This window comes from Sulfurimonas sp. (assembly GCF_047622445.1).
Taxonomy (GTDB): Bacteria; Campylobacterota; Campylobacteria; order Campylobacterales; family Sulfurimonadaceae; genus Sulfurimonas.
Genome location: NZ_JBLHOE010000088.1, coordinates 1 through 11,021, shown reverse-complemented (window position 1 = coordinate 11,021; position 11,021 = coordinate 1). Strand labels below are relative to the sequence as shown.

12 protein-coding genes are annotated in these 11,021 nt (G+C 33.6%); 7 read left to right on the top strand and 5 right to left on the bottom strand.

Annotation, left to right across the window (positions count from 1 at the left end):
- Positions 1-387 (bottom strand): hypothetical protein (locus tag ACI9TV_RS14805; protein WP_415251598.1); only part of this gene is annotated, 387 nt, incomplete at its 3' end.
- Between the two features lie 94 nt (positions 388-481).
- Here ACI9TV_RS14805 and ACI9TV_RS14800 point away from each other — a divergent pair.
- Entirely contained in the window at positions 482-1,696 is a 1,215-nt protein-coding gene (locus ACI9TV_RS14800) for a dicarboxylate/amino acid:cation symporter (RefSeq protein WP_415251597.1), read from the top strand.
- A gap of 4 nt (positions 1,697-1,700) precedes the next feature.
- Here ACI9TV_RS14800 and ACI9TV_RS14795 read toward each other — a convergent pair whose 3' ends face one another.
- A complete protein-coding gene (locus ACI9TV_RS14795) occupies positions 1,701-2,606 on the bottom strand; it encodes a hypothetical protein (protein WP_415251596.1) in 906 nt (301 codons plus the stop codon).
- 90 nt (positions 2,607-2,696) lie between these two features.
- Between ACI9TV_RS14795 and hemL the strand changes: the two genes are divergently transcribed.
- Genes hemL through ACI9TV_RS14780 form a run of 3 tightly spaced genes read left to right on the top strand, consistent with a single transcriptional unit; the run spans position 2,697 to position 4,810 of the window.
- Positions 2,697-3,989, top strand: coding sequence for a glutamate-1-semialdehyde 2,1-aminomutase (gene hemL, locus ACI9TV_RS14790; protein ID WP_415251595.1), 1,293 nt, complete (start codon positions 2,697-2,699; stop codon positions 3,987-3,989).
- A complete protein-coding gene (locus ACI9TV_RS14785) occupies positions 3,982-4,314 on the top strand; it encodes an AtpZ/AtpI family protein (protein ID WP_415251594.1) in 333 nt (110 codons plus the stop codon). Before hemL ends, ACI9TV_RS14785 begins: the two co-directional genes overlap by 8 nt.
- On the top strand, positions 4,298-4,810 hold the full coding sequence (locus tag ACI9TV_RS14780) for a hypothetical protein (RefSeq protein ID WP_415251593.1): 513 nt from the start codon (positions 4,298-4,300) through the stop codon (positions 4,808-4,810). The genes ACI9TV_RS14785 and ACI9TV_RS14780 overlap by 17 nt, the downstream gene beginning before the upstream one ends.
- Here the strand turns inward: ACI9TV_RS14780 and ACI9TV_RS14775 are convergent.
- Positions 4,807-5,484 (bottom strand): hypothetical protein, encoded by a 678-nt coding sequence (locus tag ACI9TV_RS14775; protein ID WP_415251592.1) that lies wholly within the window; start codon positions 5,482-5,484, stop codon positions 4,807-4,809. The two genes, ACI9TV_RS14780 and ACI9TV_RS14775, sit on opposite strands and share 4 nt — an antisense overlap.
- Positions 5,485-5,493: 9 nt before the next feature.
- A complete protein-coding gene (gene rpoD / locus ACI9TV_RS14770) occupies positions 5,494-7,359 on the bottom strand; it encodes an RNA polymerase sigma factor RpoD (RefSeq protein WP_415251591.1) in 1,866 nt (621 codons plus the stop codon).
- 150 nt (positions 7,360-7,509) lie between these two features.
- On the opposite strand from rpoD, the gene ACI9TV_RS14765 reads away from it, so the two are divergent.
- Complete coding sequence (locus tag ACI9TV_RS14765) at positions 7,510-8,331, top strand: flagellar hook-basal body protein (protein WP_415251590.1); 822 nt, start codon at positions 7,510-7,512, stop codon at positions 8,329-8,331.
- 15 nt (positions 8,332-8,346) lie between these two features.
- Positions 8,347-9,135 (top strand): flagellar basal-body rod protein FlgG, encoded by a 789-nt coding sequence (gene flgG, locus ACI9TV_RS14760; protein WP_415251589.1) that lies wholly within the window; start codon positions 8,347-8,349, stop codon positions 9,133-9,135.
- A gap of 55 nt (positions 9,136-9,190) precedes the next feature.
- Here the strand turns inward: flgG and ACI9TV_RS14755 are convergent, their stop codons facing one another.
- The gene (locus ACI9TV_RS14755) at positions 9,191-10,444 is read right to left on the bottom strand and encodes an arsenic transporter (RefSeq protein WP_415251588.1); all 1,254 of its coding nucleotides are present in this window, start codon (positions 10,442-10,444) and stop codon (positions 9,191-9,193) included.
- Positions 10,445-10,568: 124 nt separating this feature from the next.
- Here ACI9TV_RS14755 and ACI9TV_RS14750 point away from each other — a divergent pair, with 124 nt between their 5' ends.
- Positions 10,569-11,021 carry an ArsI/CadI family heavy metal resistance metalloenzyme gene (locus ACI9TV_RS14750; protein ID WP_415251587.1) on the top strand — a complete coding sequence of 151 codons (453 nt, stop codon included), beginning with the start codon at positions 10,569-10,571 and terminating at the stop codon, positions 11,019-11,021.

The window sequence follows — 11,021 nt, the reverse complement described above, 5'->3', positions numbered from 1 at the left end:
TAGTAGGTTCCAAAAACCAATTGGTGAATAATACTTACCTAGTGTAAAAATGTAGTTATCATTAAAATTATAATCTAAAGACATTCTTTCTATGTGTAGTTGATTATTACTAGTTGTTGTACTTGTGTTATTGGTATACGTTTTATAGTAAAATTCTTTAAATTCAAGTTCAACAAGATAAGAAAACTTATTATATTCACCATAAGCAAGTAATGCAATATCATCTAGCCTATACCTTGTTGCATTATCTGATTTTGTATAATCAAAGGAAATATAACCACCTATATAAATAGGTAAATTATTTAATTTTACACCTTTTCCAAGTTCATACTCTTCCTCAGCTTGTAGCATTAAGAATAAAACGAAAACCATAAGTAAAGTACGCAAGTGACTTCCTTTATTAAAATATTTTATTAAGTGTACCAAATCATCTTTAAATAGAAAACAAAGTATAATCTTTTTCAGAAAATATGGAGATTGTATGATAAAGAGATTAAAAAAGTATTCAACTACAAATACATTAGTAATTTTAGGAATTATTTTAGGAGTATTCTTTGGTAGTTTTCTACCAGAACTTGCTCTACAACAAGAAGTTATAGGTCAAATATTTATAAGTTTTTTAAAAATGTTAGTAGTGCCACTTGTTTTTTCAAGTATTTTTATTTCCATCCTTGGACTTGGAAGTTTGGATGATTTGAAAACTATTGGACTTCGTACCATAGGATTATATCTTTTAACAACTGCTTTAGCTGTATCTGTAGCGATTGTAGCTATGAATCTTTTTCCTATTGGGGAAGTGGTTTCATCTGATGGTTTAGAGTATGCAAAAGCATCAGAAATCGCGGAGTTTTCACTCAGCGCTATGCTTCTTAGTTTTATACCAACAAATATTTTCGGTTCTCTTGCAGATGGAGCAATGATGCAAATCATTGTTTTCTCAATTTTGCTTAGTATCGCTTCACTTCACCTAGAACCTCATAGACAAGAAACTATGCTTGATTTTTTTACAGCTATAACAAATGCTATGCTTACAATGGCTGAGTGGATTATAAAACTTACTCCTATTGGTGTATTTAGCCTTATTTCTTATGTTATTGCAGATCAAGGTATTGATGTTATTCTCAATCTTTGGAAGTATGTGTTAATGGTTTTAGGGGTACTTATTTTCCATGCAGTTATAACACTGCCTGCGGTTTTATCATTATTTGGGCGAATAAACCCATATAAATATTTGAAGGTAATTCGTGAAGCTCCTATTATGGCATTCTCAACTGCTTCAAGCGCTGCTACTTTACCTGTTTCAATGCGTATAGTAGAAGAGGTTGGAGGAGTAGATTCTAAACATGCTTCTTTTGTTTTACCTCTGGGTGCAACAGTTTCTATGGATGGAACTGCTGCATATTTAACAGTTGCTGTTTTATACATCTCTCATTTAGCTGGAATGGATTTAAGTTTTATGGAACAAATTCTTCTTGGTATTACTGTTGTTGCTCTGAGTGTAGGTGTTGCCGCACTTCCAAGCGCATCACTTGTAATGATGGTAGTTATTTTAAATCAAGTCGGTTTACCTGTTGAATATATAGCCCTTATTGTAGCAGTTGATAGAATCCTAGATATGGCAAGAACCTCTTTAAATGTTACATCAGACCTTGTAGTGGTAAAGATAGTTGATCAAATGCAAAAAAGAAAAAACTAGCGTCTTAATAAGAAATTAAGTTGTAAAATACATTATATCTTATAAGTGTTTTTTCCTTGGGTCTCGGGTATTTACTGTATGCGTATTCTATTGTTACTTTTGTAATTTCGTCAAGTATAAAGAAACCGCTTTTATGTAAAAACTTAAAGTCACTCATATCTCCATTTGGGTGAAGGAAAAACTCAATTATATTTGTTTTATTAACATTTAAACCCTTTAAGTTACTCACGCTTGCTTGTCTTGTAAGTACTTGTTGTGTGATTCTTCTCATAATCTCTTGGTTGTTTAAAATATACTCTTGTTGTGCCTGAGATAGTTCACCGAATTTACTTCCGTAGAGCTCTTTTATATTTCTTCCAGCACTTGTTCCACGGGAACGATCTACTTTTATTTTTGGTGTTTCAAATTTAGCCTTATCTTCATAGAGCCAGTTCATTGGAGTTGTGAGCTTTTCTTTCTTTGGTTTTTGTTTTATACTTTCTTTTTTTTCTTTCATGAAGGGTATAAAAATCTCTTTTCCTATAACTTCTGCTTCTGCTTTTGGTTTTGTTCTTTTGACTGGTTTTGGATTTAGCTTAGGTGTTTTTGGTTTAATTTTTGGTTTATATTTTATAGGTGGTTTTTTTACAATCTCTTTGAGTTGAGAACCTTTTACCATAGATGGTGCCACTTCTGGTGGTTTTACAATTTTTTCTACTTTACCAATTGTTTCTAACTTTTTCTTCTTAACTTTAGGTGGTAGTTTTTTTGCAGGTTTGGGAAGCTCTTTAAGTGAGATTTTTATTTTTTTCTCTTCGCTCTGTATTGGCTTTTTAATCTCAGGCAAAATACTTCCAAGAACTAAAAAAATTAGCAGTACTAAAAGGTGTACAAGAAATGCAACAAAAAGGGCGAAGTTTGAACGGTTCATTAAATGATTATACAAAAAGAAGATTAATACTACTTAGCTATAATTACAAAACTAAAAATTTCTTTAGAAAAATATTATTTAAGGTATAGAATGAATACGCAAACCTCTCAGCAAGCATTCCAAGAAGCACAGAGCTTAATTCCCGGTGGAGTAAATTCTCCAGTTAGAGCATTTAAAAGTGTTGGGGGAACTCCAATCTTTATTAGAGAAGGAGAGGGTGGTTACCTTACCGATGTAGATGACAATAAGTATGTCGACTATGTTCAAAGTTGGGGACCACTTATTTTTGGTCATAGAGATGAGTCTATTGAATCTGCAGTTATAGAAGCCGTGAAGCATGGTCTTAGTTTTGGTGCACCAACACTCGCTGAAACTGAATTAGCAAAGCTTGTAGTAGGATTTTTTGATTCTATTGATAAAGTAAGATTTGTAAGTTCTGGTACAGAAGCTGTAATGAGTGCTATTCGTCTTGCACGTGGATTTACTGGACGTGATGATATTGTGAAGTTTACAGGTTGTTACCATGGTCATAGTGATGCTCTTTTAGTAGAAGCGGGCTCGGGAGCAGCGACTTTTGGAAACCCATCTTCCCCAGGTGTTCCAGCTGACTTCACCAAGCATACACTTTTAGCAGAGTATAATAATATCCAAAGTGTAAAAAAATGTTTTGCAGACTCTAGTGATATCGCTTGTGTAATCATTGAACCAATAGCTGGAAATATGGGTCTTGTTCCAGCAGATAAAGAGTTCTTACTTTCTCTTAAAAAATTGTGTTCAGATAATGGCGCACTTTTAATTTTTGATGAAGTAATGAGTGGTTTCCGTGCTAGTATAAATGGTGCAGAATCGATTACGGGCGTTACTCCAGATATTATAACTCTTGGAAAAGTGATTGGTGGTGGTATGCCAGTAGGTGCTTTTGGAGCACGTGCAGAGATTATGGCTCAACTTTCTCCTGATGGTCCTGTCTACCAAGCCGGAACCCTTAGTGGAAATCCAGTTGCTATGGCAGCAGGCTTTGCAGCACTTACTAAGATTAAAAAGAATTCAAGAGTTATGGCTGTCTTAGAAGAGCGTGGAACAAGATTAGTTAAGGGAATGCAAGAAGAAGCAAGTAAATGTGGAATCACAATGCAGATTGATGTAAGAGGAAGTATGTTTGGTTTTTTCTTTAATGAGAAGCCGGTGAAGAACTTTGCTGATGCAACTAACTCAGATGCAGCTCTTTTTGCTAAATTTCATTCTGCAATGCTAGATGCTGGTTTTTACTTTGCATGTTCATTATATGAGACAGGATTTATCTCAACTGCGACAACTGATGTAATGATAGACGATACAATAAAAGCATCAGCTAAAATATTTAAAGAAATTACAAATGGCTGATATAGAAGAAAAACAAGAGGAAAAACAACCTCGTATTAAGCCAATTATTGAAGCTGCGGACAACCTTTCTTTGGGAATATCGATGGTAGTGGCTGTAGTTATGGGTGTTGGTATTGGATACTTACTCAAAAGTATGACTGATCTTGCTTGGACATTTTGGATTGGTGTAGCTATAGGTATAGCTGCAGCAGTTTTAAATGTATTTAAAGCGTATCAAAAACAAAAAGAGATGTATGAAGAACTAGCAAAAGAACCTAGGTATGCAATTAAGAAACAACTTGATGATAATGAAGATGATGAGGATTATGGTGAAAAAAGCTATTAGAATTATTGTTGCAAGTGAAGTCATTATTACAACTACTTCACTTATTTCGTTTACGTTTTATATAAATTTACAAGTTGCATTTTTAAGTTCTTTGTTTGTAATCCTTGGCTCAAGTTATGCATATAGAAAAATGATAAACAACCAAATTGATAGTAAAAGTTACGAAGATAAAAGAGATATCTTAGATGATATTGAAGATCCTCATGGTTTGTATGATGATGAACCTATAAATAATGCTCCAGTGGAAGAACTTGATTTAAAACAGATTGTTAAAGAAGAAAAAGCAAAAATTAAAACCTTAAGTGTGGATAGTATGAAGCATGGTGTACGTGGTGCTTCTTCGTTACTACGCTTAGTGCCTTATTTATTTTTGGTCTTAGGTTTTATAGCTTTAGTAAACAATGAATTGCTAAACATAGCGATTTACTTGCCTTCACTTTTACTTGGAATAATTGTTGGTTCTATCACTTCAAAAGAGCTTTTTACGGAGGCTTAAGATAAAATCATAGGGATATTGATAGTTATTGCATCTTTAATCTCTATGATAAAATTACTACTTTCTGAAAAGACTTTAAAGTCATTTATTTTTGTTTGATTCTTGGCTTCTATTTCAATGGAAAATAAACTATATTTTTTATCTTCAAATTTAATATGTTCACCAACTCTAAAATAAATTTTAGTCTTAATGACTTTATTATCAGAAAAGCATTTATAGATTTTGTTAAGTAATTTAATAAAATCATTTGAGTTTATGAGTATCTCTGGAATAGTTGGGTCAAAATCTTTTATAAAGTCAATAGTTGAGTTAATAGAATTTGTAGATATACATAAGTCAACTAAGGTATAAATGTTGGTTAGCTCGCCAGTAGGCTTAGGTTTATTTACATTAAAAGAAGGCATTTGGTAAAGTTTGATACCAATCTCATCATCACTTTCATAGCCGACAGTTACACCGAAAAATTTATAGCGACCATAGTTTAATTCCAAGAAGGTTGTTTTAAATCCATAGTTGATCTTGGCATAAGAAGAAGCAAGCTCAAAAAGTTCTGTACTTTTTGCAGTACCAAGAAGAAATTGAGCTTCAGTGTTGAGTGAAATAATTTTTCCACTTGAGTTAAAAAGTATGAAAGGGTTGTAGTCATACTCTAACCACTGTTGTTCAAAATTCATATTTAAAGTTTACTCTTCTATATAGTTTTTAAGTTTACGCCCAACTTTAGGGTGTTTGAGCTTTTTGATTGCAGAAGATTCAATTTGGCGTACTCTTTCACGAGTAACACTTAATTCTTTTCCGATCTCTTCAAGTGTTCTATCAGATTCATCATCCATAATTCCAAAACGAAGCTTTATCACTGCTTTTTCTCTTTCGTTAAGTTGTTCTAGTACTGTTTCAATTTGAGCACGTAAATCATCTTTTAAAATTGCGTCAGATGGGCTAAGTGATGATTTATCTTCGATAAAGTCACCAAAACGGCCATCTTCTTCACTACCAATAGGAGCCTCAAGTGAAATAGGCTCTTTAGTGATTTTGATAACGTTTTTAACTTTCTCAACGGAAAGGCCAACTTCGAGTGCGATTGTATCAACATCTGGCTCTTTACCGTGCTCTTGAAGATGTTTACGCATAATCTTATTGATACGATTAATTGTTTCAATCATATGAATAGGGATACGGATAGTTCTTGCTTGATCGGCAATTGCACGAGAAATTGCTTGACGAATCCACCATGTAGCATATGTTGAGAATTTATACCCTTTTTGGTACTCAAATTTATCAACAGCTTTCATAAGACCGATATTTCCTTCTTGAATTAAGTCAAGGAAAGGAAGACCACGGTTTGTATAGCGCTTAGCAATAGAAACAACAAGTCTAAGATTTGACTTTGCCATTTTTGTTTTAGAGATTTCTGAGATATTTTTACCACGTTTAATCTGCTCTAAAATATCAGCTAATTTTTCTGGCTCCATATCGAAACTATTTTTAGAAGCCTCTTTTGTTTGCACAAGTTTTTTGATTTCCATATATGTAGAAACCATAGTTGCTTCTGGAACCATGTTCGCAATATCTTCTTTTCTAAGTTCTTGAATCTTCTCAACTAAAACTTTATGGTTTGCTTTAAGTGTAGCATTGAAAAGTGGTAGTTTGTACTCAAGACGTTTAAGTTCTTTATCGTAACCGTCATCACTCTTAAGTGCTGTTTCCATTGCTTTTACAAGTTCGTTGATTAGTTTTGAAGTTGGACCAAGGTCAAGAAGTTTTTCTTTTAAAACCATTTTTTTAAATGTTACGCCTAAAAAGTATTGGATAATCTCTTCAGTTAATGGGCCATCTATAGCTTCAGGTTCTTTTTCTGCAAGCTTGCACCACTCTTTTTTAGCTTTTTCTAATGCTTTAAAGCTAAATGTAACTTTTTCTACTCTGCTCTTATCATCATTTACTGACTTAGCAGTTTCTTTTACGGGTTTAGCAGTTTCTTTATCATCAGTCGTAGTATTGTCATCAGACTCTTCTTTTTCATCTTCAAAACTTTTAAACAACTCTTTAACACGTCTTTCACGGTTAATAAGAGGTTCTCTATAGTCTAAGATAAATTCTATTAAGTAAGGTACAGAACAAATAGCATCAATAATAATGCTTTCTCCACCTTCGATTTTTTTAGAGATTTCTATCTCTTCTTCTTTTGTTAAAAGAGGAATCTGTCCCATTTCTCGAAGGTACATACGAACTGGAGAGTCCGATCGTGACCATTCAAGAAGTTCATGCTCTTTTAAAATGTCAAACTTGTCAGACTCATTGTTTGCAAGCATTTTTCTTTGTGCATCTTTTCTAGCTTCTGATTCTTTGTCATTGAGTCTTTTTGCATTCTCTGAAGATGTATAAAGACATACTTTGTTTTTTGTAGCGAGTTTAAAAATATTTTTAGCTTGTGCAGCTGTCGGTTGTTTTTCAAAAAGTTCAATTAAAGATTCATAAGTAGAGCAGTCTTTTGACTTGTGATCTGTAAAAAACGAATCGATTGCTTTGTTGAGTTCTTTTGCTGTCATTGTAAAGGAATACCTCGTATTTATTTAAGAAGTGGATTATACCGAAATCATCTTAATAATAACTTTTCTTTATTCATAAATTCACATAAATTTTTTTATGGAACACAGCTTGCTAGATAAGTCTTAAATATATCGAATAAAGGGTTTTCTATGCAAACTGGATACTACAGCGCTGCAGCCGGAATGGTTGCTCAGTTTAATAGACTAGATACAATAGCCAATAATTTAGCTAACGTAAACACTACCGGTTTCAAAGAAGATAGTAATATTATCGGCGATTTCATGAGAGTCTTTAAAGAAGCGAGAGATGAACTTCCTCATGCAAATAATTCTGAGGGCGGAGCACAGTTTATTAATCGTGCTTTAGCTAAAGCTCCCCAGATTGTTGAAGGCTATACAGATCATTCAATTGGAACTATGCAAAAAACAAGTAATAAAATGGATTTTTCACTTTCAAAAGAAGGTTTATTTTTTGCAGTACAGACTCCTAATGGAGTTCGCTTCACCCGTGATGGTTCTTTTAGTATTAATGATGAAGGAACCCTCATTACTAAGCAAGGCTATGAAGTGCTTCCGGAAAACTATGAGAGTGCAGGGAGTACTATCTCTTTTAATACTGCTGATGCAATTATTGAAGTTGACAAGAATGGTCAAATTATGACAAACCTTCCAAACTCTGTAAAACTAGGGGCTACATCTAAGATGTTTATAGCACAGCCTGATAACACCAAGTTACTTGTAAAAGAGGGCGATAACCTTTTTAAGTATGAGGGAGTTGAACGTGTCAAAAATATCACAGACAGTGGAGCAGTGAATCAAGGCTTTTTAGAAAAAAGTAATGTTAACGCTGTGAAAATGATGACACAAATGATTGAAACCAATCGTTTAGTTGGAATGTATCAAAAAGTGATGAGTTCACAAATGGATGACATGAATAACGACGCAATTAATAAATTAGCTAAAAAAGCTTAATAGGAGAATACTAATATGATGCAATCACTTTATACTGCCTCAACAGGAATGTTGGGAATGCAGACACAAATCGATACAACAGCAAATAATATTGCCAATGTTAATACAATTGGTTTTAAGAAATCTCGTGCTGAATTTGCAGATCTTATGTACCATGTACAACAATATGCAGGAACATCAACAAGTGATACTACAAAAAGTCCTACAGGTATAGAAGTAGGGCTTGGTGTAAGACCAACTGCTATCAATAAGATTTTTTCTGAAGGTTCATTAAAGCAAACTGACAATCAACTCGACATGGCTATTACAGGGCAAGGTTTCTTTAAAATGGAACTTCCTGATGGTACTGAGGTTTATTCAAGGAATGGTGCATTCAAAATTGATGATAACGGTACAATGGTAAATAGTGATGGATATACTCTTGTTCCTCAGATAGTTATACCAACTGATGCGACAAATATTAGCATTGGTACAGATGGTATTGTAACTGTAGTACAACCAGGTTCAACGCAAGCTACGCAAATTGGTCAAATCAATACTACTAACTTTATCAATCCTGCAGGTTTACATTCACTTGGAGATAACCTTTATATAGAGACAGATAGTTCTGGTCAAGCAGTTGAAGGTGTTCCCGGTCTTGATGGTCTTGGAGTTTTGAGACAGGGGTTTGTTGAGCTTAGTAATGTTGAACTTGTTGTTGAATTAACAGATCTTATTACAGGTCAAAGAGCATACGATTCTAACTCAAAAGTGATTACAACATCTGATGAAATGCTTCAAACTACAAATAATCTAAAACGTTAATCTTCCCTAAAACAAGCTTGATACTAAAACATATCAAGCTTCTCTTATTCTGAAATTATATCAAACCAAGAAGCGCTACTAGAAGTACTGGTGGTGTAATTACTAGACCAACTTTCATGTACTCCATCCAAGTGATTTTCACACCCTTTTGCGCTAATACATGTAACCATAAAAGAGTTGCAAGTGAGCCAATAGGTGTCATTTTTGGACCAAGGTTACAACCAATGATATTTGCATATGCTAGTGATGCATTTCCAGCTTCTGCAATTGCAATGTCCATTATCATTACGGTTGGCATATTATTCATAACAGAGCTCAGTAGTGCAGCTAAAATACCGGTACCCATAACAGCGGCAGTATTTCCATAAGTTTGTAGTGAGGTAATAATTTCGGCTAAGTAGGTTGTAAGTCCTGCATTCTTTAATCCAAAAACTACTATATAAAGACCTATTGAGAACCATACTACTTGCCAAGGTGCAGTTTTGATTGTAGCCCAAGGTTTTATAGCCTTAAAATAATTTGCAATTGCTAAAAATATAAGTGCACCACCAAGAGCAAATACAGATACTGGAAGATTATAGTAATCACCCACAAAGTAACCTGCAAGAAGTAATCCTAAAAACCACCAGCTAAGTTTGAACATAGTCATATTCTTAATTACAGATTCTGGAGTAGCAAGGTTCTCTATATCTATATGTCTAGGAATTGATTTTCTAAAATATACCCATAGCACTATAATGGAAGCGATAATACTCAGCATATTTGGTAAAAACATATTTTTCATATATTCTAGGAATCCTATATCAAAATAACCTGCGGTAACAATGTTTGTAAGGTTTGATATTACTAAAGGGTTTGAAGCACTGTCTCCTATAAAACCACCAGCCATTAAAAAAGCAAATATTGCTACAGGGTTCATTTTTAAGTGTTTCATTTTTGCAAGAAGAATAGGGGTTAATATTAACGCAGCTCCATCATTAGCAAAGAAAGCGGCTACAACTGCTCCAAGAAGTAAGATATACACAAATAAAAGGTGACCATTTCCTTTACTAAGTCGTGCCATCTTAAGTGCAGCCCATTCAAAAAATCCAATTTCATCTAGAACCATCGAAAGTATAATAATCCCAATAAATGCGAGAGTAGCATCCCATACTATACTTGTAACGGTAATAACATCTTCGAAGTTTACCACTCCCAGAACTAGTGCAACTACCGCTCCGATAACTGCTGTTGTACCTATTTGAAGGCCTTTAGGTTGCCAAATAATAAATACTAAAGTGACTAAAAAAACTAAAATAGCTAATGTCATAAATAACTCCTATTTATATAATATAGTGGAACTATATCTAAATCACATCTAAATATCAATATATCTTGATATATTAAAATAAATAAGTTACAATATAGAAAATATAAATACAAAAGGTCCATAAATGAAAAGAGTACATATACATATATCCGTAGATGATTTAGAAAAAAATAAAATTTTTTATACTGCTGTATTTGGGCACGAACCAACGAAAGAAAAAGATGATTATATTCAGTGGTTACTAGATGATCCGGCTGTTAATTTTGCAATCTCTAGTGGACGTGAAAAGCATGGATTAAATCATTTAGGTATTCAGGTTGACTCTGAGGAAGCTGTTGTAGAAGTAGAAAAAAGACTTGAAGATGCAGGAATACTTGGTGAAAAACAAGATGAAGCAGCTTGTTGTTATGCAAAGTCTAAAAAGTATTGGGTACAAGATCCACAAGACATTATTTGGGAAAACTACCATACTATGGAAGAAATTGAGTTATTTGGTGGAGATGAATTTACTGGTGGAGTAGGTGCATGTGAGCCTAGTTTTACTAAAAATGGTAAATGGTCTACGGGTTGTTGTTAA

Excerpts from the sequence above, each read along its gene's own strand:
- ACI9TV_RS14765 (WP_415251590.1), top strand. The coding sequence starts at position 7,510 with ATGCAAACTGGATACTACAGCGCTGCAGCCGGAATGGTTGCTCAGTTT.
- ACI9TV_RS14775 (WP_415251592.1), bottom strand. The coding sequence starts at position 5,484 with ATGAATTTTGAACAACAGTGGTTAGAGTATGACTACAACCCTTTCATA.
- rpoD (WP_415251591.1), bottom strand. The coding sequence starts at position 7,359 with ATGACAGCAAAAGAACTCAACAAAGCAATCGATTCGTTTTTTACAGAT.
- ACI9TV_RS14750 (WP_415251587.1), top strand. The coding sequence starts at position 10,569 with ATGAAAAGAGTACATATACATATATCCGTAGATGATTTAGAAAAAAAT.
- ACI9TV_RS14800 (WP_415251597.1), top strand. The coding sequence starts at position 482 with ATGATAAAGAGATTAAAAAAGTATTCAACTACAAATACATTAGTAATT.
- ACI9TV_RS14755 (WP_415251588.1), bottom strand. The coding sequence starts at position 10,444 with ATGACATTAGCTATTTTAGTTTTTTTAGTCACTTTAGTATTTATTATT.
- ACI9TV_RS14795 (WP_415251596.1), bottom strand. The coding sequence starts at position 2,606 with ATGAACCGTTCAAACTTCGCCCTTTTTGTTGCATTTCTTGTACACCTT.
- ACI9TV_RS14785 (WP_415251594.1), top strand. The coding sequence starts at position 3,982 with ATGGCTGATATAGAAGAAAAACAAGAGGAAAAACAACCTCGTATTAAG.
- flgG (WP_415251589.1), top strand. The coding sequence starts at position 8,347 with ATGATGCAATCACTTTATACTGCCTCAACAGGAATGTTGGGAATGCAG.
- hemL (WP_415251595.1), top strand. The coding sequence starts at position 2,697 with ATGAATACGCAAACCTCTCAGCAAGCATTCCAAGAAGCACAGAGCTTA.